This window comes from Nonomuraea sp. NPDC049309 (assembly GCF_043196965.1).
Lineage (GTDB): Bacteria > Actinomycetota > Actinomycetes > Streptosporangiales > Streptosporangiaceae > Nonomuraea > Nonomuraea fastidiosa.
The window spans coordinates 51,157-76,690 of record NZ_JBICSH010000009.1 but is presented as its reverse complement, the minus strand read 5'-3'; the positions used below and the strand labels follow the sequence as shown (position 1 = coordinate 76,690).

At 72.2% G+C, this 25,534-nt stretch carries 23 protein-coding genes; 7 read left to right on the top strand and 16 right to left on the bottom strand.

The window, feature by feature from the left end; genetic code table 11:
- The first annotated feature begins 29 nt into the window (after positions 1-29).
- Together ACGFIM_RS37385 and ACGFIM_RS37380 are read left to right on the top strand one after the other, a co-directional pair.
- The gene (locus ACGFIM_RS37385) at positions 30-488 is read left to right on the top strand and encodes an RNA polymerase sigma factor (protein WP_393210950.1); all 459 of its coding nucleotides are present in this window, start codon (positions 30-32) and stop codon (positions 486-488) included.
- Positions 489-512: 24 nt separating this feature from the next.
- Positions 513-1,691: an MFS transporter gene (locus ACGFIM_RS37380; protein ID WP_393210948.1), complete on the top strand. Its 1,179-nt coding sequence runs from the start codon at positions 513-515 to the stop codon at positions 1,689-1,691.
- Between the two features lie 14 nt (positions 1,692-1,705).
- Here ACGFIM_RS37380 and ACGFIM_RS37375 read toward each other — a convergent pair whose 3' ends face one another.
- The 6 genes from ACGFIM_RS37375 to lhgO are packed head-to-tail and all read right to left on the bottom strand — an operon-like array spanning position 1,706 to position 9,474.
- A complete protein-coding gene (locus ACGFIM_RS37375) occupies positions 1,706-3,529 on the bottom strand; it encodes an ABC transporter (protein WP_393210945.1) in 1,824 nt (607 codons plus the stop codon).
- A complete protein-coding gene (locus ACGFIM_RS37370; protein ID WP_393210942.1) occupies positions 3,526-5,394 on the bottom strand; it encodes an ABC transporter in 1,869 nt (622 codons plus the stop codon). The genes ACGFIM_RS37375 and ACGFIM_RS37370 overlap by 4 nt, the downstream gene beginning before the upstream one ends.
- 9 nt (positions 5,395-5,403) lie before the next feature.
- Positions 5,404-6,105: a response regulator transcription factor gene (locus ACGFIM_RS37365; protein WP_393210939.1), complete on the bottom strand. Its 702-nt coding sequence runs from the start codon at positions 6,103-6,105 to the stop codon at positions 5,404-5,406.
- A gap of 20 nt (positions 6,106-6,125) precedes the next feature.
- Entirely contained in the window at positions 6,126-7,529 is a 1,404-nt protein-coding gene (locus tag ACGFIM_RS37360; RefSeq protein WP_393210936.1) for a sensor histidine kinase, read from the bottom strand.
- Positions 7,530-7,537: 8 nt separating this feature from the next.
- Positions 7,538-8,230, bottom strand: coding sequence for a response regulator transcription factor (locus ACGFIM_RS37355; protein WP_393210934.1), 693 nt, complete (start codon positions 8,228-8,230; stop codon positions 7,538-7,540).
- 17 nt (positions 8,231-8,247) lie between these two features.
- The gene (gene lhgO, locus ACGFIM_RS37350) at positions 8,248-9,474 is read right to left on the bottom strand and encodes an L-2-hydroxyglutarate oxidase (protein ID WP_393210931.1); all 1,227 of its coding nucleotides are present in this window, start codon (positions 9,472-9,474) and stop codon (positions 8,248-8,250) included.
- 69 nt (positions 9,475-9,543) lie between these two features.
- On the opposite strand from lhgO, the gene ACGFIM_RS37345 reads away from it, so the two are divergent.
- The gene (locus tag ACGFIM_RS37345) at positions 9,544-9,933 is read left to right on the top strand and encodes a hypothetical protein (RefSeq protein WP_393210928.1); all 390 of its coding nucleotides are present in this window, start codon (positions 9,544-9,546) and stop codon (positions 9,931-9,933) included.
- 48 nt (positions 9,934-9,981) lie between these two features.
- Here ACGFIM_RS37345 and ACGFIM_RS37340 read toward each other — a convergent pair whose 3' ends face one another.
- A complete protein-coding gene (locus tag ACGFIM_RS37340) occupies positions 9,982-10,998 on the bottom strand; it encodes a hypothetical protein (RefSeq protein ID WP_393210925.1) in 1,017 nt (338 codons plus the stop codon).
- A gap of 48 nt (positions 10,999-11,046) precedes the next feature.
- Entirely contained in the window at positions 11,047-12,360 is a 1,314-nt protein-coding gene (locus ACGFIM_RS37335) for an MATE family efflux transporter (RefSeq protein WP_393210922.1), read from the bottom strand.
- A gap of 52 nt (positions 12,361-12,412) precedes the next feature.
- Between ACGFIM_RS37335 and ACGFIM_RS37330 the strand changes: the two genes are divergently transcribed.
- On the top strand, positions 12,413-13,381 hold the full coding sequence (locus ACGFIM_RS37330) for an aldo/keto reductase (RefSeq protein WP_393210919.1): 969 nt from the start codon (positions 12,413-12,415) through the stop codon (positions 13,379-13,381).
- Positions 13,382-13,574: 193 nt separating this feature from the next.
- Here the strand turns inward: ACGFIM_RS37330 and thpR are convergent, their stop codons facing one another.
- From thpR to ACGFIM_RS37315, 3 genes are all read right to left on the bottom strand, one after another.
- Positions 13,575-14,132, bottom strand: a complete 558-nt coding sequence (gene thpR / locus ACGFIM_RS37325) for an RNA 2',3'-cyclic phosphodiesterase (protein WP_393210916.1) — start codon at positions 14,130-14,132, stop codon at positions 13,575-13,577.
- 63 nt (positions 14,133-14,195) lie between these two features.
- Positions 14,196-14,414 carry a DUF397 domain-containing protein gene (locus ACGFIM_RS37320; protein WP_393210913.1) on the bottom strand — a complete coding sequence of 73 codons (219 nt, stop codon included), beginning with the start codon at positions 14,412-14,414 and terminating at the stop codon, positions 14,196-14,198.
- Entirely contained in the window at positions 14,407-15,231 is an 825-nt protein-coding gene (locus tag ACGFIM_RS37315) for a Scr1 family TA system antitoxin-like transcriptional regulator (RefSeq protein ID WP_393210910.1), read from the bottom strand. Before ACGFIM_RS37315 ends, ACGFIM_RS37320 begins: the two co-directional genes overlap by 8 nt.
- A gap of 244 nt (positions 15,232-15,475) precedes the next feature.
- On the opposite strand from ACGFIM_RS37315, the gene ACGFIM_RS37310 reads away from it, so the two are divergent.
- On the top strand, positions 15,476-15,865 hold the full coding sequence (locus ACGFIM_RS37310) for an ATP-binding protein (protein ID WP_393210907.1): 390 nt from the start codon (positions 15,476-15,478) through the stop codon (positions 15,863-15,865).
- 111 nt (positions 15,866-15,976) lie between these two features.
- Here the strand turns inward: ACGFIM_RS37310 and ACGFIM_RS37305 are convergent, their stop codons facing one another.
- The 3 genes from ACGFIM_RS37305 to ACGFIM_RS37295 all read right to left on the bottom strand — a co-directional run bounded on the left by ACGFIM_RS37305 (position 15,977) and on the right by ACGFIM_RS37295 (position 19,258).
- Complete coding sequence (locus tag ACGFIM_RS37305) at positions 15,977-17,200, bottom strand: MFS transporter (RefSeq protein WP_393210904.1); 1,224 nt, start codon at positions 17,198-17,200, stop codon at positions 15,977-15,979.
- Between the two features lie 23 nt (positions 17,201-17,223).
- Entirely contained in the window at positions 17,224-17,676 is a 453-nt protein-coding gene (locus tag ACGFIM_RS37300) for a MarR family winged helix-turn-helix transcriptional regulator (RefSeq protein WP_393210901.1), read from the bottom strand.
- A 142-nt stretch (positions 17,677-17,818) separates the two neighbouring features.
- A complete protein-coding gene (locus ACGFIM_RS37295; protein ID WP_393210898.1) occupies positions 17,819-19,258 on the bottom strand; it encodes an NCS2 family permease in 1,440 nt (479 codons plus the stop codon).
- Positions 19,259-19,340: 82 nt separating this feature from the next.
- Between ACGFIM_RS37295 and ACGFIM_RS37290 the strand changes: the two genes are divergently transcribed.
- Both ACGFIM_RS37290 and ACGFIM_RS37285 read left to right on the top strand, forming a co-directional pair.
- Positions 19,341-19,553 (top strand): DUF2530 domain-containing protein, encoded by a 213-nt coding sequence (locus ACGFIM_RS37290; protein WP_393210895.1) that lies wholly within the window; start codon positions 19,341-19,343, stop codon positions 19,551-19,553.
- 245 nt (positions 19,554-19,798) lie between these two features.
- The gene (locus ACGFIM_RS37285) at positions 19,799-21,280 is read left to right on the top strand and encodes an alpha/beta hydrolase (protein WP_393210892.1); all 1,482 of its coding nucleotides are present in this window, start codon (positions 19,799-19,801) and stop codon (positions 21,278-21,280) included.
- Positions 21,281-21,303: 23 nt separating this feature from the next.
- On the opposite strand, the gene ACGFIM_RS37280 is transcribed toward ACGFIM_RS37285, so the two are convergent.
- Both ACGFIM_RS37280 and ACGFIM_RS37275 read right to left on the bottom strand, forming a co-directional pair.
- Positions 21,304-24,357 (bottom strand): sacsin N-terminal ATP-binding-like domain-containing protein, encoded by a 3,054-nt coding sequence (locus ACGFIM_RS37280; protein ID WP_393210889.1) that lies wholly within the window; start codon positions 24,355-24,357, stop codon positions 21,304-21,306.
- A gap of 85 nt (positions 24,358-24,442) precedes the next feature.
- Positions 24,443-25,240: a DUF3027 domain-containing protein gene (locus tag ACGFIM_RS37275; protein WP_393210886.1), complete on the bottom strand. Its 798-nt coding sequence runs from the start codon at positions 25,238-25,240 to the stop codon at positions 24,443-24,445.
- Between the last annotated feature and the right edge of the window lie 294 nt (positions 25,241-25,534).

Genomic DNA, 25,534 nt, shown 5'->3' with positions numbered 1-25,534 from the left:
GCGTGTTCGCCGATCGGAAGGACCACTCCATGGGCCTGCCTGAGCCCGAGCAACGCTTCGAGGAGCTTTATATGGCGCACTATCCCGCCATCGCCACATATGTCAGGCGGCGCGCGTCCCCGGACGACATCGCCGACGTGATCGCCGAGACCTTCACCACGGCCTGGCGGCGGCTCGACGACATCCCCCGGCGCGAGGAGGAGGCCAGACTCTGGCTGTACGGCGTCGCCAGGCGGGTGCTCGCCAACCACTTCCGCGCCGAGGAGCACAGGACCGCCCTGGCCGCCAGGCTCCGCGAGGAGGCCGCCTCCTGGGCCGTGCCCGACAGGACGCACGACCCGGCGTACCAGGCGTTCCAGCGGCTGAGCGACGACGACAGGGAACTGCTCTCGCTGGTCGCCTGGGAAGGACTCAGCGGCCCCGAGATCGCCAAGGTGCTCTTCCAGAACGAGAAGTCGCTGAACCTGTACGGCTGCCCGATCGTGTGATCTTCGCGAGGTAGCCTGCGGCTCATGACGCGTGACGGGCCGGGCGGTCTCCCCTACCGGAGGCTGCTCGGCCTGCCCGGCGTCGCGGCGCAGGCCGTGCTCGGGTTCCTCGCTCAGCTCACCCAGCAGGTGGCGCCCGTCGGCATCGTGCTCGTGACGGAGCACGCCACCGGGTCGCTGGCCTTCGCGGGGGCCGCGGCGGCGGCGTTCTCGGTGGGCGCGGGCATGGGACGTCCGGTGCAGGGGCGGCTGATGGACCGGCACGGCGCCGGGCCGGTGCTGGCCGGCACGGCGCTCCTGCACGTCGCGGCGCTGCTGGCGCTGCTCGCCTGCGCCCGGGACGGCCTGCCGTGGTGGCCGCTGCCGGTGCTCGCCTGGACGGCGGGCATGGGGCTGCCGCCGGTCTCGGTCAGCATGCGCATCGCGTGGGGCGCCAGGACGGCCGCCGAGGGGCGCACCGCCGCCTACAGCCTCGTCTACCTGGTGCAGGAGCTGGCCATGATGATGGGGCCGCTGGCGTTCGGGCTGCTGATCGCGGTGACCTCGTCGTCGGTGGCGCTGGGCGTGGTCGCGGCGGCGGCCGGAGCCGGGACGCTGGCCTTCGCCCGCGCGCTGCGCACGGGGAGGACCACGGCCGTACGGCAGCGGGGACGGGTGTTCGCCGACCGGCGGATGCTCATGCTGCTGGCCGTCACCACTTTGCTCGGCGCGGTCGTCGGGGCGCTGCAGGTGGGCGTGCCCGCGCTGGCCGCCGCCCGTGACGTGCCGGCCGCCGCCGGTGTCCTCGTGGCCGCCCTGTCGCTGGGCGGCATCGCGGGCGCCGCCGCCTACGGAGCCCGCGTCTGGCGGCTGCCCGTCCCGGTGCGGCTGGCCGGGCTGCTGCTGGCGCTCGGGCTCATTCTGGCGCCGCTGATCCTGGTGGGGGCGCTGGTCGTGTTCTGGGTGCTGCTGTTCGCGGGCGGGCTCATGCTCAACCCGTCGCTCACGACGTCGTCGCTGCTCGTCGACGAGTACGCGCCCGCCGCGCAGGCGGAGGCGTTCGGCTGGGTGTCCACGACGCTCGGCATCGGCGGCGCGCTGGGATCCGCGGCGGCCGGCGCGGTGGGCGAGCACGTCGGCCCCTCGGCGCCCTTCCTCGCCGCCGCCGCATTCGCGCTGGGCGGTGCGGCCCTCGCCGCCACCCTCATCCGCCGCCCCCTCTGAGGGGCTCTGGGGCCTCAGCCGCGCGCCACTTCGAGCGCCTCGGTGAAGCGGGCGTAGGTCGCCAGTTCCGCCTGGGCGGGCTCGATCACCAGCTCGCGGCCGACCTCGCCGATCGCCGCGCGCAGCGCCTTGGCCGTACGGCGGGCCCGGCGCCGCCCGCCCGCCCAGGCCGCGAGGCGGGACAGCAGCGCGATGACCAGGCCCGCCACCGCGCCGCCCACCAGCAGCACCGTCGGCCACGGCACCGGCCCGGCGGTCGGAAGCGGCGGCTGCGGCAGGCGCAGATAGTCCATCGCGAACAGCACGCCCAGCCAGATCGCGCCCGCCAGCAGGGCGGCGAAGACCAGCCACTGCAGGACGTTCACCGCCCGCCACCAGCGTGGCCGCCTGGTCGCGCCCGCCGCCGTCGTGGCCACGACCCGGTCGACGGCGTCCGCCAGCTCGGCGGCGCGCGACCTCGCCGCCTGCCGTACCGCGGCCGCCCAGGGGCCCGGCAGCCCGTCGGCCGCCACCTCGGCGACGTCCCTGATCGCGGTCTCGACCTGGGCGCGCTGCGCCACCGACGCGGCGGGCACCGACGTACGCCCGACGACCTCCCTGCCCTCCCCGTCCCGCCGGCCACGCGGCGGCTGGATGCGCAGCCGCCGCAGCGGATCCGGCCGGAACCTCCGCAGCCACCTCGTCACCGGCCACCCGGTGGCCACCACCGCGCGGTGCCGGTGTCCCTTCGCCACGGCCTCCACGATCACCGGCACCCCGGCCGCCGCGCACAACGCCCCGGTCAGCGCCCGCCCGGCCCCATCGAGCCGCCTGGCCCCCTCGTCCTTCCCCGCCCCGCCACCAGCCGCGCCCGCAGGCCGCCGATCGGGCGCGTCCCGGCCCGCTGTGGGCGCGGACGGCTCTCCGGCGGCGAGGTGGGCGGCGGCGGTCGTGATGTCGGCGGAGAGGCGGGCCGACCACGAGCGGCGGTCCGCGACGCGCTCGGCGAGGAGCGTACGCAGAGCGTCGAGTCCCTGCCCGGTCCTGGCCGAGACGGCGAGAACGGGGACGCCGGTCAGCCCGTCGCCGTCCAGGAGGCGGCGCAGGTCGTCGAGGCAGCGCTCGACGGCGGCCGGAGGCAGCCGGTCCACCTGGTTGAGCACCACCACCGTCACGTCCCGGTGCCCGGCCAGCGGGCGCAGGTAGCGTTCGTGCAGCGCGGCGTCGGCGTACTTTTGCGGGTCCACCACCCACACCAGCAGGTCCACCTGGCTCACCAGGCGGTCCACCTCCAGGCGGTGCGACAGCCGGATGGAGTCGTGGTCGGGCAGGTCGAGCAGGACGAGACCGGCCAGATCGGCCGCCTCGCCCGGCTTGCCCGCCCAGCCGGACTCGCCCGTCCCGGCCGCGCCGCCCATACCGCCCGTCCCGGCCGCGCCGCCTGTCCCGGCCGCGCCGCCTGTCCCGGCCGCGCCGCCTGTCCCGGCCGCGCCGCCCGGCTCGGCCGCCGAGTGGCGGTGCGGCACCTCCAGCCAGTCGAGGAGCGGGCCCGCGCCGTCGCCGTCCCACAGGGCGGCCTGGGCGGCCGAGGTCGTGGGCCTGGTGACGCCGACGTCCGCGAGCTTCTTCCCGGCCAGCGCGTTGTACAGCGAGGACTTGCCGCTGCCCGTGGCGCCGGCCAGGGCGACCACGGTGTGGTCGAGTGACAGCTCGCGCCGTGCCCCCGCGCGCCCGGCCACCTCGCGGGCCGCCGCCACGGCCGCGTCGGGAAGCCGTCCCGCCCCCAGGTCGGCGGCCTCGATCAGGGCGGCGAGCCGGGAGTCGAGCGACGGCCCCTCCTTACGGCGCAGCAGCTTCACGCGCCCTCCCCCCGCTCAGGACGCCCCTCGTCCCCGGGCGGCTCCGCACCCTCCCCACGCGGGCCTTCGCCACCTTGGCTCAGGTCAGCGTCCGGCGATGAGCCTGCTCCGGAGGCCGGGCCGGGCAGGAGAGGGTGGTCTTCGAGCGCGCCGGGCATGTCGGCGGCGCCGGGGAGCTCGGTGCGGTGTTCCTGGATGAGGCGGGCGGCCGAGCGGAGGGCGTCGGCGGTGTCCCTGGGCGGCTCGACGGTCGCCAGGAGGTCGAGGAACCGGTCCGCCTCGTCGGCGAGCAGCTCCCGCACGCGTTCCCGCAGGTCCTCCCGGGCCAGCGCGGTGAGCGTCCGTACGGCCTGATCGCCGAAGACGGCCTCGAGGAGCTTCTGGGACAGCACGCTGGTGCCGCCCGCGATGCCGACCTCGATCCCGGTGAGCCCGCCGGTGGAGGCGAAGACGGCCAGCATGAGCAGCAGCCCGGCGCCGTTCACGCCGAAGGAGGCCGCCCTGGCGGCGGTGCGCCGTTCCGCGCCCTCCTCGCGGACGAGGTCCAGCACGTACGCCTGCCACCCCCGCACCGCCGCCTCGGCCCGCCGCCCGAGTTCGGGAGAGGCCCGGCCGAGGCGGGCGGACTCGACGGCGCCGAGCCGGTCGAGCAGCCCGGGGCCGCCGGGCGCGGCCGACCAGCCTTCGAGCGCCCGCTCGGCGGCCCCGTCGGCGGCGCCTCTGATGAGCGTTTCGACCCCGCTCTCCAGGGCGTCGCGGAGCTGCACCTCCGGCATTCGCCCGGTGAAGAACCCGACGAGGCGATCGCGCAGCCACCCGACGCGGCTTTCCAGGGAGCGCATGATGTCGCCGGTGCCGATGAAGTCCTGCCAGCGGGCCAGCACCTCGCCGCGCAGCAGCGAGCCGTCGCGCATGCCCTCGTCGAAGTCGGCCATGCCGCCCGCGTACGCGGCCTCGACGATGGCGCGCAGCCCGTCGAAGGCGTCCTGCTGGCGTTCGACGGCGGTGGCGAGCGACGCCACGCGGGGAGCGAGGCTGTCGAGCGCCCCGGTGAGCGTCTGGCGCACGACCAGGGACCGCTGGGCGGCGTCGGCGGCCAGCTCGGCCAGCCAGCCGGCGATGGGCCGTACGGACTCGGCGGGCAGCCGGGACTTCTCGTCGGGCAGCGCCGTCTCGGGCACGGTGAACAGGCGGGTGCCTTCGAGGCCGTTCTCGCGCAGCAGCCTGCCGAGGTCGCGGGAGACGGGCTCGACGGCCTCGGGCGGCACCCGGTCGAGTACGACGGCGAGCGCGGTGCTGCGTTCGCGGGCGGAACGCAGGAAGCTCCAGGGCACCTCGTCGGCGTAGCGGGCGGCGGTGGTGACGAACAGCCACAGGTCGGCGGCGGCCAGGAGCTGGGCGGCCAGCTCGCGGTTGGCGGTGACCACGGAGTCGATGTCGGGCGCGTCGAGCAGCGCGAGCCCGGCCCCGAGCGCGGGCGAGGTGACGACGCGCAGGTCGCCCGGCCCCTCGCCGGTGGCGCGGGAGAGGCCGGGCAGGACGTTCTTGCCCATGAACCAGGCCCGGTCGGCGGGGTTGGCGACGAGCGTGGGCACGAGCGTGGTGGGCCGCAGCACGCCCGGCTCGGCGACGTCGGCGCCGACGAGGGAGTTGACCAGCGTGGACTTGCCGGCGCCGGTGGAGCCGCCGACGACGGCGAGCAGCGGCGCGTCGAGCGCGCGCAGCCGGGGCAGCAGGTAGTCGTCGAGCTGCCCGGTCAGCGCGCGCAGTGCGCGCCGATCGGCCGCGGCGTCGCCGACGGCCAGCGGGAACAGCTCCCGGTCCAGCGGCCGGCGCAGCGATTCGAGCGCGCCGAGCAGGTCCATACCTGCACGCTAACCCGCAGGCGGCTCTCTCAACACGTAACCCACGCTGCGCAGCGTGTGAATGAGCCGCGGCTCGACGTCGTCCACCTTGCGGCGCAGGTACGACACGTACGACTCGACCACGCCGGCGTCGCCGCCGAAGTCGTAGTTCCACACGTGGTCGAGGATCTGCGCCTTCGACAGCACCCGCCCGGCGTTGATCATGAAGTAGTGCAGCAGCTTGAACTCGGTCGGCGACAACCGCACCTGCCGCCCGGCCCGCCGCACCTCGCGGGTCTCCTCGTCCAGCTCCAGGTCGGCGACCTTGAGCTTGCTGACCGGCGCGGCGTCGCCCCTGGTGCGGCGCAGCACCGCGCGGATCCTGGCCTGCACCTCCTCCAGGCTGAACGGCTTGGTCACGTAGTCGTCGCCGACCCGCAGCCCGGCGATCTTGTCCTCGGTGGCGTCGCGGGCGGTGAGGAACAGCACGGGCGCGTCGATGCGCTTGGCCACCTCGAACCCGTCGAGGTCGGGCAGCATGACGTCGAGCACCACGAGGTCGGGCGAGGTGCGTACGGCGACCTCGACGGCCTCCTCGCCGTCGGCGGCGGTCAGCACCTCGAACCCGGAGAAGCGCAGGCTCGCGGCGAGCAGGTCCCTGATGCTGGGCTCGTCGTCCACGACCATGATCAACGCCTCGGCATTCGTCACCTCCCCAGGGTGACGCAGCATTCTGAGGGTTTGCTGAACGCTCACTCCAAGGCCAGTGGGAGTTCGACGCGGAAGGTGGAGCCGGACTCGGGCGAGCTCTGCACGGTGACGGTGCCGTCGTGAGCCTCGACGAGGGCCTGCACGATGGCCAGGCCCAGGCCGCTGCCGCGGTCCTCGGCGGAGCGGCGGCGCGAGCGGGCGGAGTCGGCCCGGTAGAAGCGCTCGAAGACGTGCTCGACCTGCTCTGGCGTGAGTCCCGGGCCGCTGTCGACGACCTCGACGAACACCTTGTCGGCGGTGCCGCCGGCCCGCACCACGATCGGGGAGCCGGGCTCGGTGTGCACGATGGCGTTGGTGACGAGGTTGCTGATGACCTGGCGCAGCCGCACCTCGTCGCCGGAGACGATGAGCGCCGCGCCGCCGACCACGTCGAGCTTGATCTCCCGGTCGGGGGCGAGGATCCGCGCGTCCTGTACGGCGTCGGCCGCCAGCGCCAGCATGTCGACCGGCTGCATGCGCAGCGGGCGCTGCTGGTCCACCCTGGCGAGCAGCAGCAGGTCGTCCACCAGCAGGCTCATCCGGGCCGCCGCCTTCTCCACGCGCTGCATCAGCTCGGTGGCGTCGGCCTGCGGGTTCTGCCTGGCGTACTCGGCGAAGCCGCGGATCGAGGTGAGCGGGGTGCGCAGCTCGTGGGAGGCGTCGCCGACGAACTGCCGCATGCGGTCCTCCGAGCGGCGGGCCGCGGCCTCGGAGGCCGACCTGGCGGCGAACGCGGCCTCGATCTGGGCCAGCATGCCGTTGAGCGACCTGGCCAGGCCGCCCACCTCCGTGCGAGGGTCGCCGTCGGGCACCCTGCGGCCCAGCTCGCCGCCCGCGATGGCCTCGGCCGTACGCTCGATCTCGGCCAGCGGGCGCATGCTGCGCCGCACGATCGTGACGCCGGCCACCGCCAGGATGAACAGGATCCCGCCGCCGCCGCACAGCTCGATGAGCACGAGCCTGCGGGTGATGGCGTCCACCTCTTCCAGGTCCACCGCGACGACGAGTGTGCGCCACGGCCCCTCGGTCTCCAGCACCCGCCATTCGCCGTCGCCGCTCACCGCGGGCGCGGTGTAGGGCTCGTGGCCCGGCTTGGCCGCGAGCACGGGCTTCGGTTTGGCGTCCACGTCACGGTCGGTCAGCATGGGGACGAACTCGCCGCCCCGCTCCTTGACCAGCGCGATCGCGTCGGACTCGATGAGGATCGGCCGCTCCGGGGTCTCCCTGTCCTTGCGCCAGTCGCTCCTGACCTTCTTCTCCATGCGTGCGCTGAGCAGGTGGAGCTGGCTGTCCACCCGGTCGATCAGGTAGCCGTGCAGGACGGAGACGCTCACCAGGCCGATGAAGAACATGCCGAGGCCGAGCAGCGCCAGCATCGACGCGATGAGCTTGATCCGCAGCGGCATACCGCGCATCAGCTGCCCGGCGGCAGGCGCATGACGTATCCGACGCCGCGCAGGGTGTGGATGAGCCGGGGGCTCCGGTTGTCGATCTTGCGGCGCAGCACGGACACGTACGACTCGACGATCCCCACCTCGCCGCGGAAGTCGTAGTCCCACACGTGGTCGAGGATCTGCGGCTTGGACAGGACGCGGCCCGCGTTCGTCATGAAGTAGCGCAGCAGCTTGAACTCGGTGGGCGACAGCGCGACGGCGGTGCCGCCGCGCCACACCTCGTGGCTCTCCTCGTCCAGCTCGATGTCGGCGAACGTCAGCCTGGGCGGGGCCGCCTGCGCGTCGCCGCTCGTACGGCGCAGCACGGCGTGGATCCTCGCGACCACCTCTTCCAGGCTGAACGGCTTCGTCACGTAGTCGTCGCCGCCGATCGTGAGACCGCGGATCTTGTCCTCGGTCTCGTCGCGCGCGGTCAGGAACACCACCGGCGTGTGCATCCCGCCGCCGCGCATCCGCTCGACGATCTCGAAACCGTCGAGGTCGGGCAGCATGACGTCGAGCACCACGAGGTCGGGGCGGTGGCGTTGGACGGCGTTGACGGCGTCGAGTCCGCTCTTAGCCGTGGTCACGTCGAAACCCGCGAACCTCAGGCTCGCGGCGAGGAGTTCGAGAATGTTCGGGTCGTCCTCGACTATCAGCAGGCGTGATTCCATCACATCCAAGGATGCCCTCATCGGACGAGTGCTGGGACAATTCCGGCAATGTGCCGGGCGATCGCCAGGCTCGACGTGGCCGCGGGTGAGGGCGCGTTGCGGACGAGGACGACCTTGCCGTGCACGTCCACGACGAAGTCGTCCACCAGGCGGCCGTTTCGCGCGACGGCCTGGGCGCGGACGCCGCCCGGGGCTCTTTCCAGGTCATCGGCGGTCAGCCGTGGCACGTAGCGGCGGGCGGCTTCGAGGAAGGCTCCCTTGACGAGCGAGCCGTAGATCTCCTTGATGCCGGTACGCCAGTGGGCTGCGGCCATGCGCAGCGTCCCTGGCCAACCCAAAATTTGCCGAAAATTGCCAAGATTTCGCCACTTGTAGCCTTCGTAGGCGAGCGCCAGCACCGCGTTCGGCCCCACCAGCACGCCCCCGCCGATCCTGCGCGTCAGATGCACGCCCAGGAACGGATAGCGCGGGTCCGGCACCGGGTAGATGAGCCCGCGCACCAGCTCGGCCGCGGCCGGTCTGAGCGCGTAGTACTCGCCCCTGAACGGCACGATCCGCACCTCGCCCGGCGCGCCCGCCATCTCGGCCACCGCGTCGGTGCCCAGGCCGGCGCAGACCACCAGGCGGTCGAAGGCCAGCCGCTGCCGCCCGGCCACCACCTCCACCTTGCCCGCGCGCTCCCTGATGGCCCTGACGGGGGCGGACAGGCGTACCGAACCGCCCAGCTCGGCCACGTCCTGGGCGAGCCGGCGCGCGACGGCGGGGAAGTCGCAGATCGCGGTACGCGGCGAGTGGATCGCGCCCACGCCGACCGCATGCGGCTCGATCTCGCGCAGCCCGAGCCCGTCCAGCTCGGCGATGTCCGGCACGCCGTTGGCGCGCGCCCGCTGGGCCAGCGCCGCGAGCAGCGGCCGCTCGGCACGGGTGCTCGCCACCACGAGCTTGCCGACCTCCTCGTACGGCAGCCCGTGCCCGGAGCAGTACTCCTTGAGCAGCGCCACGCCCTCCCTGCAGAGCCGCGCCTTGAGCGAGCCCGGCGGGTAGTAGATGCCCGCGTGCACGACGCCGCTGTTGTGGCCGGTCTGGTGGGCCCCGACGCGGTCCTCCTTCTCCAGCACGGTCACCTCGGCGCCTCTGGTGCCGGCCAGCTCGCGCGCCACCGCCAGCCCGACGATGCCCGCGCCCACGACTCCGATCTTCTCCGTCACACGCCGATTTTCCGACTTACCGCCCGTCCCCGCCATATCCGGCCTCTCTGGGACCGCGCCGGGGCACTCTCCCTTCGACAATCGAACTTCAGTACGATTGGCGGTATGTACGTCCCGCCAGAGTGGCCCGCCGAGGTCCGCCCGCCCAGCGTGCCCGACTGGGAGACCTCGGCCGTGGCCTGGCTGCTCGATGCGGTGCCGCCGGACTACCGGGCGTACGAGGTGCTCAGACGGCACCCCGTGGCACTGGCCGCGATGGCCCGCCACCACGTGAAGTCCGCCGTCGAGGCCGCCCGCGCCGGCTACCGCGCCGCCGCCGTCGACCTCAAGGGCCATCTGCCGCCGCACGCCATCGAGGCCGTGCTCGACACCTACCGCCAGGAGGGGCCACGGCTGGTACGGCTGTCCCGCTCGATCGAGGTGGTCGAACGCGCGCTGCGCGGCGACATGTTCACCGCCACCATGCGCCCCGAAGGCCGCGCCCACCGCCCCTGAGCGCCCCCGACCGGCCGATGGCGGACCCACGCGGACCGCGCGGCGGGCCTAGCGAGTACGCCGGGCCAGGAACGTGATGACGCTGATCGCGATGGCCGCGGCGGCCAGCCAGATGAGCACGTCCCTCGCGGTCAGCCCGCCCGGCGAGCCGGCGGGCGCGGCCTGCGCGCTCTCCTCGTCGTCGGCCCCCGTTGCCGATGGAGTCTCCGAAGGGGTGGGCGTGGGCGTGGCGGAGGTCGGGAGCGGCACCCGGTAGACGGGGCTGTGCAGCCCCTCGCTGCCGGTGAGCAGCGCCTTGCCGTCGGCCGTGTACGCGATCGACTCGGCCTGCTTCAGCTCCGGCATCCGCACCCTGGCCAGCACCTCGCCGTTGGGCTTGTAGAGGGTGGCGGAGAAGTAGGTGCGCACGACGTACGACGACCCGTCGGGCGCGTACGCGGCGTCCGTGGCCATGATGGGCGCGGAGGCGACCCGGCGCAGCACGTTGACCCGGTCGCTGCGCAGCTTCTTCGGCGCGGCATAGACGGACCCGGCGAACTCCTTGGACACGACGTACAGCCGCCCGGTCTTCGGGTGCACCATGATGCCCTCGGCGTTGCGCGCCCCGTCGGCGTAGCGGAGGCGGTAGCGGACGGCGGGCAGCGTGGCGTCGGCGAGGGTGCGCGGCTCGGCCACCTTGTAGACGGAGACGTCGGGCCACGCGCCGTCGAGGTTGTCGCCGATGTCGGCGAACCAGAGCACGCCGCGACCGGTCGCCGGGTCCTTGCTCGCGGCCATGGCCTCCCAGTCGCGGGCCTCGGCGCCGCGAAGGTGGAAGGTGGCGATCGTGCGGCCCTTGCCGTCCACCGCGTAGAAGACGGGGGCGGCGGAGCTGTCGTTGTGGGTGTAGTAGACGTCGTCGTGGGTCGGCGAGACGGCCAGGCCGCTGGACTCCGTGATGCGTTCGTCCCGGAAGGTGAACAGCTTCTCCATGCCGTCATCGCCGGGCGCCGCGAGCGCGGGCGCGACGGGCAGCAGGCACACGGCCGCGACGACGGCGAGCATCCTGATCACGAAGTCCCCCACGCTCGCCATCATGCACCACAAGCCGGGCATCCCGGCCCAACGCCGCGCTCAGACGGTCACGGCCGCGCCGACCCTGGCGCTGTGCCGGTGGAAGCCCAGCCCCTGCAGCATTACCAGCAGCGCGTTGGCCGCCGTCATGGCCGTCCACAGCCCGGTGATGCCCCAGGTCCGCGCCACGGGCACGACGGAGAGGAGCAGCAGCCCGTACGCCACCGCGAAGGAGCCCAGGCTGGACGACGACCGCTTGAGCGCCGTGAGACCGAAGCCGCGCACCGCCTGGGCGGCGTCGAGCGCCGCCGAGAGCAGCATGAGCGGCAGCAGCCCGAGCACCCGGTCGCGCACGGCCGGATCGTCGGTGAACAGCGCCGTCAGCGGCCCACCCGCCACAAGCAGCAGCGCCGCCATCACGAGCGTCCCCGACACGGCGAGCAGCGCGGCGACCCGCCCGGCCCGCCGCGCGCCGGCGGTGTCGGTGGCGCGGGCGATCTCCGGCACCGCGGCCTGCGCGATGGCCAGCGACATCATCATGATCAGGCTGGTCAGCGTGGTCAGCACGGCGTGGGCGGCGGTGTCGCGGGGGCTCGTGGTGCCGGCCGCGAACGTCACCGCGCCCAGCACCGCGAACTTGATGAGCACGGTGGCGGCCAGCGGGATGCTGACCCGCGCCAGCTTGGCGATCTCGCGCGGCCGCGGCCGGCTCTGCCCGATCGGGCGGCCCACGGCCAGCCGTACGTTGAGCGCCCCCACCAGCGCCGACACCACGCCGCCCGTCAGCCAGGCGATGCCCGCCCCGGTCAGCCCCATCGACGGCACGAGCAGCGCGGTGAGCCCGCCCTGCACCAGGCCGAAGCCGAGGGTGGGCCAGAGCATGTTACGGCTGCGGCCGAGCGCGACCAGGATGGTGCCCGCGCCGCCGGTGGAGGCGAAGAGCAGCACGTACCCCGCAAGGAACCAGGGCAGCAGCCCCATCTCGGCCACCACCTGGCCGGGCACCCCGGTGGCCGTGGCGAGCAGCGGCACGCATAAGACGGCGAGCGCGCCCATCGTGCCGACCGACAGGCTGAGCCAGCGCGCGTCGCGGATCACCGGAACGGCGGACGCGGGGTCGTCGCGGAAGGGCGCGACGAACGGCCCGAGCCCGCGCAGCGCCCCCGTCACGGCCGAGGAGGCCGGGGTGAGCACGGCCGTGACCACCGCGTACGCGGCCAGCGTCACCGTGTCGTGCTGCCCGAGCACCGAGGTGACCAGCAGCGAGCCGATCATTCCGGCGATCATCGCCAGGCAGATCGGCACGGCCGAGCGCAGAAGGGTGATCGCTAAGGAAGGGGGACGGCCGCCGGATGTCGTCGCGCCGGAAATCACCCGGGAAATGGTATGGCCTGGAGTGCACTCCAGGTCCTTAGGGTTGTGAGCCATGGATTACGTCAACCTCGGACGCAGCGGGCTCCTGGTGAGCCCGCTCTGCCTCGGCACCATGAACTTCGGCCCGCGGACGACGGAGGAGGACTCCTTCGCCATCATGGACCGGGCTCACGAGCTGGGGATCAACTTCTTCGACACGGCCAACGTGTACGGCGGTGTCAAGGGCGAGGGCATCACCGAGACCATCCTGGGCAAGTGGTTCGCTAAGGGCGGGGGCCGCAGGGAGCGTACGGTCCTCGCGACCAAGGTCTACGGCGACATGGGCGACTGGCCCAACGAGCGGCGGCTGTCGGCGCTGAACATCCGCCGCGCCTGCGACGCTTCACTGAAGCGGCTGCAGACCGACTACATCGACATCTACCAGGCACACCACGTCGACAGGCTGACTCCGTTCGAGGAGTTCTGGGAGGCCATGGAGGTCCTGCGGCAGCAGGGCAAGATCATTTATGTGGGTTCGTCGAACTTCGCGGGCTGGCACCTCGCCAAGGCCCAGGAGACGGCGGCCCGCCGCAACTTCATGGGCCTGATCAGCGAGCAGACCCACTACAACCTGCTGACCCGCGCGCCGGAGCTGGAGGTGCTGCCCGCGGCCGAGGACTACGGCCTCGGCGTGATCCCGTGGAGCCCGCTGGCCGGCGGCCTGCTCGGCGGCGTGCTGCGCAAGATCGACAAGGGCCGCTCGGCCGCCGACAACATGGTCAAGCAGCTCGAGAAGCACCGCGACAAGATCGAGCAGTACGAGAAGTTCTGCGACGAGCTGGGCGAGCACCCGGCCAACGTGGCGCTGGCCTGGCTGCTCAAGCAGCGCGCGGTCGCCGCGCCGATCATCGGCCCGCGCACGATGGAGCAGCTGGAGGGCAGCCTGCGCGCCCTGGAGATCGAGCTGGACGAGGCCGCGCTGGCCCGCATCGACGAGATCTTCCCGGGCCACCGCACCGCCCCGGAGGACTACGCCTGGTAAGCCGGCCGCGTCTTGAGGTGTGACCGTTCGCCGGCCGCCCGCCCTGGGCGGTCGGCGACGCGGCCCATCATCAGGCACGCACGCCGGCGAGCCGGGCGGTCAGGCCAGCGCGGCTCCGACGATCACGATCAGCAGCAACAGGCCCAGGACGACGGGCAGCAACCAGGGTCGAGGACGGTCCACGCCCTGGAGCCTAGCCCCGCTCGGCGGGTGCCAGCGCCCATTCGGCGAGTGACTCGTACCTCATCGCGGGACCGGTGTGGCTGCGGACGAGCCGTACCCGCTCGGCCCGCCAGCGCGACCCGCTGAACCCCGACAGCGCCTCGACCAGCGGCCGCAGATCGGTCTCCGCCTTGGCGCGGGCCAGCGTGAGATGTGGATGGAACCGCTTCTCGTCCGTCTGCGCGGCCCCGGCCCGCCGCGCGCCCGCCTTGATGGAGTCGGCCAGCCTGACCATCGAGTCGCCGGTGACGCCCACCCAGAACACGCGTGCCCGGCGCGCGGACGAGAAGGCCCCGAACCCCTCGAAGGCCAGGTCGAGCGCGGTGTGGCGGCGTACGGCGCGGGCCAGGCGCACCTCCAGCTCGGGCAGCACGGCCTCGGGCACCTCGCCGAAGAACCCCAGCGTGATGTGCCACAGCGCTCGGTCAGGCCAGCGCAGGCCGGGCACCTGACCGACGTAGGGGGCGATGGCGTCGGCGATCTCGTCCAGCACCGCATCGGGCGGCACCACCGCCGCGAACAACCTCATACCTCCCCATCCTGCCGAATCATCGCAGGCGGGAAAAAGGACGTCCGCGTGCCGGGCCGGTCGTCAGGAGAGGTCGAACTCCCCCTTGGACGCACCGTCCAGGAAGGCGCGCCACTCGTCCCGGGTGAAGGTCAGCACCGGCCCCTTCCCGCGGTCCTTCGTGTCGCGCACGAGAACGCTGTCGTCCGCCCGCCGCATCACCTCGACGCAGCTACCGCCGTTTCCTCCCGACGCCTTGGCCTTGGTCCACACGCCAACGGTCAGCCCGCCCGCATCAGACATAGCTCGCCATCACCTCACGGATCGTCTCCCGGCTCTGATCGACCGGGTACGCGATGCTGGAAAGAATCTCCCACCGCACGATAAGGGCTTGCACGGTCTCGGCGCGACAAGTGACCCGCCCTTCCTCCGCGCTTTCGAGGTAGGCGTGGTCCGCGCCGCCGTCCATGAGCGTCGCCACCTCGAACGCGCCGAGGCAGCCCGTCGTCACGCCCGCGCCCAGCGGCACGATGCGCACCGTGACGTACGGGGGACGCAGGACGTCGAGGATCTTGGCCAGTTGCGCCCGCATCACCTCCTTCCCGCCGACGGGGCGGCGCAGCACGCTCTCGTCGATGAGCGCGGAGTACAGCGGCGGGCGCGGGCGGGAGAAGACCGCCTGCCGGTGCATGCGGAAGCGCACCGCCTGCCGCGTCTCCTCGTCGGTCGCCCCGGGCTCCCCCAGGAACACCCTGGTGGCATAGCCCTCCGTCTGGAGCAGGCCGGGGATCAGCATCGGCTCCCACGTACGGATCGTGTGCGCCGACGTCTCGACCCGCGGCCACTCCCTGAACCACTTCGGGGCCATGGTCTGCCCCTGGATCACCGGCACCAGCTCCATGAGCTGGCCGTCCAGGCCGAGCGCCCGCTCGACCGCGCGGGTGTAGTCGCCGGTGGGCTTGCGCACCAGGCGCTCGACGTGGCCCACGGCGCTCTCGCTGTACGGCAGCAGGCTCGCCAGGCGCTCCTGGCTCAGGCCCCTGCCCAGCCGGAAGCTGCGCTGCCGCCTGGCGAACTCCCGCCACGCCTCTCTGCTCGGATCGTCCCCCTCTGGTGCCATATCGCGCTCCTTGGGTAGCTCGGCGGATCGACACACATCGTGGTCGGCTACTAACTGTACGGAAACTGTACGCCCGAAATCCGTCCCCAATCAGGCCGATGAAAGCCCATGCTGATGAGACCCCTCCAGCGCGCGCCGGGTGGCGTGCGGCGGGAGAGCGTACGCGCCGGGATCGGCGTTGTACGCCTGACGGGCCGAGGTGACCATGCAAAGAGCGGTAGCAGCGAACTCCTACACCTTCAGCGTGAAGGTCTGGCTCATCGACGAGCTCGACGACCCGGGCCGGCTGCCCGCGCTGGCGCGGCGTGAGCTGCGCGGGTGGGTGCCGGACCATCCGGCGCTTACGGATCTCCAGCTCGCCGCCTCCGAGCTGGTGGCCAACGCGCTGGAGCACGGAGGCGGCCCGTGGGTGCGGATGAGCCTGCTCCCCGTACAGGAGGAAGGGCGGCACTACTGGCGGCTCGCCGTCATCGACCCGGGCAGGAAAGGAGAGGTGCCACTGCCGCGCAGGCCGGGGCCCGAGGACACGCGGGGGCGCGGCCTGTGGCTGGTGCACGGCCTGACGAGCGGCTGCTGGGGCACGGGCCTGACGCGGATGGGGGAACGCGTGGTCTGGGCCCTGTTCGCCCGCTGAAGCCGTACGGAAGCGACCGTGCGGAAGACCGGCCGGGCAAAGAAAACGGGCGCCCGCGTAACGGACGCCCGCCTCTCCCCACGTTCAGCACCCACGACGTGGGCTCATGACTCATGCCACCGCGAGCGCCGACTTCCCCACCCGAGCGGTGATCAGGCGGGTCATCAGCACCGCCAGGCCCGTGCCGACGAGGACCAGCACGCCGGAGAGCAGCACGCCCATCCGCGGGCCGCCCAGCTCGGACAGCCAGCCGATCAGCGGCGCGCCGAGCGGCGCTCCGCCGGTGAAGACGAGCATGTAGATGCCCATGACGCGGCCCCGCATGTCGGGCGAGGTGGCGATCTGCACGCTGGAGTTCGCGGCCGTGTTGATGGTGATCAACGCGATGCCGGTCGGCACCAGCAGCAGCAGGTAGATCGGGTAGAACGGCGCGACGGCCGTGGCGATCTGGAACAGCCCGAACCCGATCGCCCCCGCGAACAGCACCTTGCGGGTCAGCCTGGCCCGCCGCGCGGCCAGCAGGGCGCCGGCGAGCGCACCGACCGCGAACATGCTGGAGGCCAGCCCGAACGAGGACGCACCCGCGCCGAACACCTCGCGTGCCATCAGCGCGATGGACATCGAGAACGACTGCGAGAACATCGACACGAACGCGATCAGCAGCACCGGCATGAGGATCTCCTCGTGCTGCAGCACGTACTTCAGGCCCTCGCGGAGCTGCCCCTTGGCCCGCGGCACGGGCTCGGACACGTTCAGCTCGGACTTGCGCATGAAGACCAGGCTGGAGATCACGCCGCCGAACGTCAGCGCGTTGATCAGGAAGATCGGCCCGGTGCCGCCCAGCACGTAGATCAGCACACCGGCCAGAGCCGGGCCGACCACGCGCGCCAGGTTGAAGATGGAGCTGTTGAGCGCGATCGCGTTGGGCAGGTCCGCACGGCCGACCATCTCGACCACGAACGCCTGCCGGGTCGGCACCTCCACGCAGGAGATCATGCCGAGCAGGAACGCCATCACGTACACGTGCCACACCTGAGCGCTGCCGGTCATCGTCAGGATGCCGATGGTCAGCGCGAGCCCGGCCATGAGGGTCTGGGCCGTGATGAGGATGGGCCGCTTGGGGTAGCGGTCGGCGAGCACGCCGCCGAACATCCCGAACAGCAGCATCGGCAGGAACTGCAGGGCGGTGGCGGTGCCGAGCGCGGAGGCGCTGCCGTGCGTCAGATCGAGGACGAGCCAGTCCTGAGCGGTGCGCTGCAGCCAGGTGCCCACGTTGGAGACGGCGCCCCCGGCCGCGAACATGCGGTAGTTACGAACCCTAAGAGACCGGAACATTCCGGTCCTGGGTTCTTCAGGCTCTAGATCTTGCTGAGCTTCTCCAGAATCGGCGCCGCCTGCCTGAGCACGGCTCTCTCCTCCGGCGACAGCTCCTTCAGGCGCTGCGCCAGCCAGGCCTCCTTGCGCCGGCGCTCCTCCTTCAGCAGCTTCTGGGCGGGCTCGGTCACCGAGACGGTCACCTGCCGCCGGTCGGTCGGATGCGGGGTGCGCAAGACCAGGCCGCGCTCCTCGAGCGCGGCGATCACGCGCGTCATCGAGGGCGGCTGCACCTTCTCGAGCTCGGCCAATTCGCCGGGGGTTATCCCGGAATGCCGTTCCACCGCGGCGAGCGTCGCGAACTGGGTGGGCGTCAGCGAGTGCGCTGCCGCCTGTCGTCGAAGTCTTCGGTTCAGCCTGGCGAGTGAAACGCGCAGCGCTGAAGCGAGACCTGCGTCGCTGCGCAGGTCCATCTTTGGCTGGGTGTTGGTTAGCATGAGTCATTACCTTTGCTAACTATACGGCATGGCAAGATATTTCCCGAGCAAGGACTCTTGTCCCCTTGATACCCGAGAGCCGCCCCGCGTGCGCGAAGCGGCTCCCTGACCGGTCCTCCGGATCCCCCGAACGGCCGGTTTCTCAGACGCCCAGCAGCGCCCTGATGGGGCCGATCGCGAAGTACAGGGCGAACAGCACGGCCACGACCCACAGCAGCGGGTGCAGCTCGCGCACCTTGCCGCGGACGACCTTGATCAGCACGTAGCTGATGAAGCCGGCGCCGATGCCGTTCGACACCGAGTACGTGAACGGCATGATCACGACGGTGAGGAACGCCGGGATCGCGATCTCGAAGTCGCTCCAGTCGATGTCGCGGACCGCGGTCATCATCATGAAGCCGACCAGCACCAGCGCGGGAGCGGCGGCCTCGTACGGCACGATCGTGACGAGCGGCGCGAAGAAGATGGCGATGAGGAACAGCACGCCGGTGACCACGCTGGCCAGGCCGGTGCGCGCGCCCTCGGCGACACCCGCCGCCGACTCGATGTAGGTGGTGTTCGAGGAGACCGAGCCCGCGCCGCCGGCCGCCGCGCCGATCGAGTCGACGAGCAGGATCTGCTTGGCACGCGGCAGCGTACCGTCCTCCTGCACCAGGCCGGCCTGGCGGCCGACGCCGACCATCGTGCCCATGGTGTCGAAGAAGTCGGTGATGAGCAGGGTGAACACGAACAGCCCTGCCAGCAGCACGTCGACACGGACGAAGGCGCCGAACGGGTCGAACTCGGTGAACAGCCTCAGCGGGTTCTCGAAGCCGAAGATCCGCTCGGGCAGGGTGGGCCGGTTGAGCTGCCAGCCGCCGGGGTTGGTGTCCGAGGCGATGCCGGCCTTGGCGAACGCCTCCACGATGATCGCCAGGATGGTGGTCCCGACGATGCCGATGAGGATCGCTCCCTTGAGCTTGCGGGCGACCATGGCGGCCGTGGCGAGCAGGCCCACGATGAAGACGAGGATCGGCCACGAGGTGAGGTTGCCGCCGATGCCCAGCTCGAGCGGCGCGCCCTCAGCCTTGCGGACGAATCCGGCGTCCACGAACCCGATCAGCGCGATGAACAGGCCGATGCCCACGCTGATCGCGGTCTTCAACGGGGCGGGGATGGCGTGGAAAATCGCCGTCCTCAGCCCGGTCAGCACCAGGATCGTGATGATGACGCCTTCGAGGAAGACCAGGCCCATGGCCTCTTCCCAGGTCATCACCGAGGCGATGGTGAACGTCACGAAGGCGTTCAAGCCGAGCCCGGCCGCCAGGGCGAACGGCACCTTGCCGATCACGCCCATGAGAATCGTCATCACGCCCGCCACGAAGGCCGTGCCGGCGGCGACCAGCGCCACGTTGTTCGTGAGGCTGTCGCCGATGTACTCGCCGGTCACGTCCTTGGCGTTGCCGAGGATCATCGGATTGAGCACAACGATGTACGCCATGGTGAAGAACGTGGCCAGACCGCCACGTATCTCCCGGGAGATCGTCGAGCCACGCTCGGAGATCGCGAAGAAACGGTCTATTGCAGAACGAGTGTCACTCACGGGCGAAGAGTGGCAGCAGGTCGTGAGCTGCGAAAAGAGCCAGTGATGAGATCGAGACCCTATTGGAAGCTACGCTGGATACGTGGACAAGCAGTGGCATCCCGACCCGCCGCCCATCAAAACGAACGACACGGCCGCCATCGCCGTCGGCACCGGCCTGTGGGCGCTCGCGCTGGTCGTGCTGCTGATCTTCCGTCCGGCACCGGAGAACACGTGGTGGATCTGGACCTGCGTGACGGGCGTGGTCTTCGGCCTCTTCGGCATCTGGTTCGTCCGCCGCCCCGGCCGCAACTGACCCCCGGCTCCCGAACGACCCCGCCCGACGACTCCCACCGGCGCCCTGCGCCGACCGCCGGACCCGCCCGCTTTCCCTGCCGGAGACGGCACTCCAGCCGACCGACCGCGCACGACCAGGTGGTTCTGACCGGGGTCCACGGCCGGACCTGACATTCGTCATCCCGGGCCGGTCGCCGAAGTCATCTCGAAGTGGTGTTATCGCCCACTACATCGGCATATGCCCGCCGAACCATGCTGAACAGCATGAAGAAGCCCATCGTGCCGCTCCTTCTGGGAGCTGCGTTCTTGACCGCCTGCGGCACCGGAGGCGGCTCCCCGGCACCGCCCGCCACGACCCCGGCCACGAGCAGCAGCCAGGCGGGCGCGATCGCCTGGGGCCCCTGCACCGACCTCATCGGCGCCGACGGCAAACCCACCACTCCCGGCCCCGGCGTCGAGTGCGGCACGCTGCCGGTCCCCCTCGACCACGCCAAGCCGGACGGCGAGAAGATCGACCTCGCGCTCATCCGCATCAAGGCCACCGGTGAGCGCCTCGGCTCGCTGGTCTTCAACTTCGGCGGCCCCGGCGCGTCGGGCGTGGACACCCTCGCCACCGCCGCACCGGTGTTCGCCGCCCTGGGCAACCGCTACGACCTGGTCGGCTTCGACCCGCGCGGCGTCGACCGCAGCGCCGGCGTACGCTGCGGCGACACCATCGACGAGCTGCTCGCCGCCGGCACCAGCGCCGACCAGGACAAGCTCTCGGCGGAGTTCGCCGCCGCCTGCGAGAAGGACTCCGGCAAGATCCTGCCGCACGTCGGCACCGTGAACGCCGCCAAGGACCTCGACCTGCTGCGGGCCGCGCTCGGCGACGACGAGCTCAACTACCTCGGCTTCTCCTACGGCACCCACCTCGGCGCCGTCTACGCCACCCACTTCCCGAAGAACGTCGGCCGCTTCGTGCTCGACGGCGCCTTCGACCCGACGGGGACGTTCGAGGAGCGGGCGGTCACCCAGGCACGCGGGTTCGACGCGGCCTTCGAGGCGTTCGCCAAGGACTGCGTCGCCAAGGGCTGCGAGATCGGCGACTCGCCCGCCGAGGTCGAAAAGACCGTGATGAACCTGCTCGAACAGGTCGAGACCAAGCCCATCAAGGTGGGCGAGCGCGAGCTGACGTACGGGCTGGCCCAGCTCGCCGTCATCAGCCCGCTCTACGCCGAGCAGACCTGGCCGGTGCTCGAGCAGGCCGTGGCCGCCGCGCGCAAGGGCGACGCCTCCATACTGCTCTCGCTGGCCGACGCCTACACCGGGCGGCGCGCCGACGGGACGTACAACACGATGATGAGCAGCCTGCTCGCCATCAACTGCGCCGACACCAGCGAACGGCCCACCCTCGCCGAGGCCGCGAAACTCGACGCCCGCATCCGCAAGATCTTCCCCATCCTGGCGACCGGCGGCTCCACCTCGGCCTGCGCCCACTGGCCGGTGCCGGGGGACGACGCGGCCAAGCACATCGACGCCACCGGCTCCGCCCCGATCGTGGTCATCGGCGGCAAGGGCGACCCGGCCACGCCGTACGAGTGGGCGACGAAACTCACCGACCAGCTCAAGACGGGCGTCCTGGTGACGTACGAGGGCGAAGGCCACGGCGCCTACCTGAGCGGCAACCAGTGCGTGACCGGGCTGGTGAACGCCTACCTGGTGGACGGCAAGCTCCCCGCCTCCGGCACCACCTGCCCCGCCTGACGACGAGCGGATGAGACAGGACCTCAGAGGCTCAGCACCGACTCGGCCAGGTCGGCCTCGGCGAGCAGCAGCGGCACCACGGCGGGGTCGCGCAGCAGCGCGGCCACCGCGAGCCGGTCGTTCCACTGGCCGGTCGCCCAGGCCAGACCCCTCGCCAGCCCGTCGACGCCCGTGCAGTGGACCGTGCCCTCGAAGTAGCGCCACGCGCACTCCACGCCGTCGACCAGCAGCTTCTCGTGCTCGACGTACGTCTCGGGCGCCGTGGGCAGCAGCGAGCGCACCTCGGCCGGCACCGGCCGCGTCACGCCCTCCGAGGTGACCTCACCGGCGGTCAGCTCGCCGGCGAGCGGCAGGTCGAGCAGCTCGGACAGCGCCTCGGCCAGGTCGTACGGAGCCAGGATCAGCGGCCTGTCGGTGACGAGCTGGAGCAGGTCGGGAGCCTCCACCACGACGGCGTCGTCGGCCGAGGCCACCACGATGTCGCCGCCGAGCACGGCGCGCACCTTGGCGGGCGGCGCCACCCGCGACGGATCGACGCCCGCGAGCGCCACCCACAGCGCCCGCAGCTGCGCCCTGTCGACCTCGATCGACTCGTCGGCCATCAGGTCGAGCAGCTCCTCCGGGCCGCCGTGCGAGGCCAGCAGCTCGGGCAGCGTCGTACGGACGCCGATCATCGACAGCGCGGCCTCGTCGAGCCCGGCGGGCGCGTCGGCGTACAGGCCCTGCAGCAGCGGGTCGGCGCCGGGCAGCCGCAGCTCCAGCGGCTTGCGGCCGTCGAGCACCGGATGGTTGGCCAGCCACCACGCGGTGTAGGACGGCACCTCCACGCCCTGGATGCGCAGCGGGTGGAGCGCGGCGCGCAGCGGCGGGGTGGTCAGCAGCCGCAGCGCGGCCGGCCAGTCGGCCACCAGCTCCAGGTCGCGTACGGCCATGAACTCGGGGATCAGCGGCGGCACGTCGAGGTCGGGCAGCAGGTCGAGCACGTGGTCGATCCAGTCGGCCTCGCCGTCGAGGTCGTGGTCGCAGTCGTCGGGGTCGAGCAGCACGTCGGCGTCGCGTACGACGGCGAACCCGTCGAGCACGCCGGCCGCCGCCAGCACCCTCGGCCCGTAGGTCTCCTCCAGCTCGGACGCCGCCACGCCGAGGTGCGTGTCGGGCTCCAGCAGCCCGGCCAGCGCGCCGTCGGCCAGCATCAGCTCGCCGGCCGGATAGAGGTCGCCGTCGGTGCCGCGCAGCGCCAGCTCGGCCAGCCACGGAGCCTCGCCGGGCGCCAGCCCCGACGCCTCGACCAGCGACAGCACCGCCTTCGCCACCGGCTCGGGGTCGGGGCTGTCGAGCGACTGCGCGACCGCGGCCTTGGTCAGCGGGTCTTCCAGCACCGTGCGGGGCGACGCCTCGGCCGCGCCGAGCCGCAGCAGCACGGGATGGGCCGCCTCCGGGTGGACGATGCGCAGCCCCAGCGGGGTCAGGTCGAGCTCGGCACCGCCGTCGCTGAGGATGAGAGTGCCGCGCGGGCCGCGTACGAGCCGGCCGTCGCTCAGCGGCACCGGCAGCGCGCCCAGCGACTCGGGGTCGTCGACCGGCAGCACCTCATAGAGCGAACGCCACCACGACGGCTCGCGCCCCTCCAGCGCCTCGCCCGACAGCATGTCGACCACGTCGGCCAGCTCCACCCTGCGCACGCCGAGCGCGGCCATCGCGGGGTGGCGGGCGTTCCAGCCGGCGGGCAGCAGGCCGGGCACGAAGTCGGCGACCGCCGCCAGGAACTCCGACGAGGCCCCCGGCACGACGGACGCCTCGCGGCCGGACACCACCCAGCCGTCGCCCTCCGGCTCGGGCACGGGATGCTCGACCCGCCACTCGGCGTCGGGCTCGTAGACGCGCTCCTCGGCGAACGACGGGGTCTCCACCACCGGCGCGGGCGCCGACAGCGCGGGCAGCAGCGGCGTGGCGGGCAGCCGCTCCAGCACCGCCCGCCGGATGCGGGCGTCGAGCTCGCCCTTGCCCATCAGCGACGGCACCAGGTCGAGCAGCTTCGGTGTGCGGGGCAGCTCGCGCAGCAGGCGTACGTAGGCGTCGGCGACCCGCTCGACCAGGAAGTCGGTCAGCGGCCCCTTGGCGACGTGGCGCCGGTCGGTGGCCATCGGGAACGATGCGATCAGCAGCGCGGGCAGGTCGATCGGCTCGTCGCTCGGCGTCGGCGCGTGGAGCACCGGCGGCACGGTGGACGGCAGCGGTCCCGGCTCGCCCGTCTCGGTGACGGGGACGGCCCAGCGCAGCGACCAGTAAGGGCGGGCCCGCTCCTCGGTGGGCCGGTCGGCGAACAGCCGCGCGACCTCCTCCTGGGTGAACTCGCCGGACTCCGACACCACGTGCCAGCCCTCGGCGACCACCGTGCGGGTCTCGCCGTCGAGCTCGATCTCGATGCGCTCCAGCGCGGGCAGGCCCAGCAGCAGCGCCGGGCTGGTCTCGGCCAGCATCCGCCGGACCGCATCGACGCTGTCCTTGTCGCGCAGCGGCAGGCGGACCAGCGTGTCGAAGCCTTCGGGGATGTCGATGAACGGCGGCTCGTCGAACGGCAGCCGCAGCAGCGGCACGTGGCCGCCCCGGTCGGCCAGCTCACCGGCCAGCTCCGGAATGTCGGCCACCAGAGCCGCCGTCTCCGTACGGGACCAGCGGACCGCACCGTGGCCGCGCGAGCCGATCGACGGCGCGTCACAGACCGACACCACCGCCGCGAACCCGACACCGAACCTGCCCGCCGCGCCCGCCTCGTCACGCTTGCCCGAGGCGCGCAGCGTGGACAGGCTCTCCACTCCTGTGCGGTCGAGCGGCGCGCCGGTGTTGGCCGCCGTCAGCACCTCGCCGCGCAACGTCAGCCGCAGCACGCCAGGCACGCCCGCCCGCAGCGCCGCGTCGGCCGCGTTCTGGGCCAGCTCGACGATCAGCCGGTCGCGGTAACCACCGAGCGCGAAGTCCTCCTCCGCGTTGGCGTCCTCGCGGAACCGGGCGGGCGAAGCCGTCCACGCGGACAGAACGGCCGCGCGCATCCGGTCAGTGCCGTAGGTGTCGCTCATCGATCACGATCCTGGTAGAGGGTTGGGGGCCACCGTAGGTTAGCGGCCTTCACCGACACTCACGATCAGAAACCGACACTCACGATCACGAGTGGCCGAGCTCCTCGGAGGCCGACTCGTCGACCGAGCCCTCCTCCTCCATGAGGTCGTAACCCAGGTCGTCGAGGATCGGGATCGCCTGCTCGACGGGCGGCGGCTGCACCGCGGCCTCGGAATGGGCGCCGCAGCCGTGATCGGCCGAGACGACCTTGCCGTCGTCGGGCGCGTACTCGTTAGTGCAAACTCCGAACATCTGCCGCAGACCACCCGAGAGCATCCAGTAGAAGCCGCAGGTGGAGCACTGCGCGGGAGCGGCGTGTGCGATCGGCGTGTGCGGCCCGTGCTCGCCCGAGTGCCAGCGTTTGGCAGCCCGGTCTCTGCCGATGGCCGAGAGCACACGTGCTCGGCCCAGGCCGTACTCGAAAACCGCCTGATGCTCGACGTCGTCGTCGGTCTCCGTGAAACCCGGCGCCAGCCGGTCGTCGTCTTCGGGGGTCGGCAGCAGGTCGCCCACGCCCAGGTCGCCAGGACGCAGCCGCTCGCTCCACGGCAGCCACTCGGGCGCCAGCAACGCGCCCGCACCGGGCAGCAGGCACGCCTCGCTGACCGTGACCTTACGCGCACGCGAGGCGCGCGTGACGGTGACGGCCCAGCGCCAGCCGCGATAGGCGCGATCCTGGCAGGCGAAGTAGTGGGTGACGATCCGGTCGCCTTCACTCTCGTAGCCGAGGTGCTCGCCGGGCTCGCCCGGCCGCGCGAGCTCCTCGGCCGCGGCGCGCGCCAGATCGACGGCGGCGACACAGGCCTGGTCGGGAGCGGAGACACGGGCCCTCGTGCGGCTCATCGGCCCGCCTCCGCCGAAAGGTGCTGTTCGCTCACACTTCATTCTCACCCATCGAAGGACCCGCGGGGCCCACAACCGCGCATCCCGCCCACAATTCCCCCGCACCTTCCCACCGTTCGGAACCCACCCTTCTCACTTTCCGAAACCCACCCTTCCCACCACCCGGACACCACCCGATCCCCCGCCCGAACACCACCCGATCCCCCACCCGGACACCACCCGATCCCACCGCCCGGCTCCGGCACTCCTCACGACCGGCCACGCCTCCCCGGAACCGGCGCCTTCTCCGGTCGC

Coding starts and splice junctions, on each gene's coding strand:
- ACGFIM_RS37330 (WP_393210919.1), top strand. CDS start 12,413: ATGGATTACGTCAACCTCGGACGCAGCGGGCTCCTGGTGAGCCCGCTC.
- thpR (WP_393210916.1), bottom strand. CDS start 14,132: ATGAGGTTGTTCGCGGCGGTGGTGCCGCCCGATGCGGTGCTGGACGAG.
- ACGFIM_RS37360 (WP_393210936.1), bottom strand. CDS start 7,529: ATGCCGCTGCGGATCAAGCTCATCGCGTCGATGCTGGCGCTGCTCGGC.
- ACGFIM_RS37345 (WP_393210928.1), top strand. CDS start 9,544: ATGTACGTCCCGCCAGAGTGGCCCGCCGAGGTCCGCCCGCCCAGCGTG.
- ACGFIM_RS37315 (WP_393210910.1), bottom strand. CDS start 15,231: ATGGCACCAGAGGGGGACGATCCGAGCAGAGAGGCGTGGCGGGAGTTC.
- ACGFIM_RS37320 (WP_393210913.1), bottom strand. CDS start 14,414: ATGTCTGATGCGGGCGGGCTGACCGTTGGCGTGTGGACCAAGGCCAAG.
- ACGFIM_RS37355 (WP_393210934.1), bottom strand. CDS start 8,230: ATGGAATCACGCCTGCTGATAGTCGAGGACGACCCGAACATTCTCGAA.
- ACGFIM_RS37285 (WP_393210892.1), top strand. CDS start 19,799: ATGAAGAAGCCCATCGTGCCGCTCCTTCTGGGAGCTGCGTTCTTGACC.
- ACGFIM_RS37365 (WP_393210939.1), bottom strand. CDS start 6,105: ATGCTGCGTCACCCTGGGGAGGTGACGAATGCCGAGGCGTTGATCATG.
- lhgO (WP_393210931.1), bottom strand. CDS start 9,474: ATGGCGGGGACGGGCGGTAAGTCGGAAAATCGGCGTGTGACGGAGAAG.
- ACGFIM_RS37385 (WP_393210950.1), top strand. CDS start 30: ATGGGCCTGCCTGAGCCCGAGCAACGCTTCGAGGAGCTTTATATGGCG.
- ACGFIM_RS37300 (WP_393210901.1), bottom strand. CDS start 17,676: ATGCTAACCAACACCCAGCCAAAGATGGACCTGCGCAGCGACGCAGGT.
- ACGFIM_RS37380 (WP_393210948.1), top strand. CDS start 513: ATGACGCGTGACGGGCCGGGCGGTCTCCCCTACCGGAGGCTGCTCGGC.
- ACGFIM_RS37305 (WP_393210904.1), bottom strand. CDS start 17,200: ATGTTCCGGTCTCTTAGGGTTCGTAACTACCGCATGTTCGCGGCCGGG.
- ACGFIM_RS37280 (WP_393210889.1), bottom strand. CDS start 24,357: ATGAGCGACACCTACGGCACTGACCGGATGCGCGCGGCCGTTCTGTCC.
- ACGFIM_RS37275 (WP_393210886.1), bottom strand. CDS start 25,240: ATGAGCCGCACGAGGGCCCGTGTCTCCGCTCCCGACCAGGCCTGTGTC.
- ACGFIM_RS37370 (WP_393210942.1), bottom strand. CDS start 5,394: ATGGACCTGCTCGGCGCGCTCGAATCGCTGCGCCGGCCGCTGGACCGG.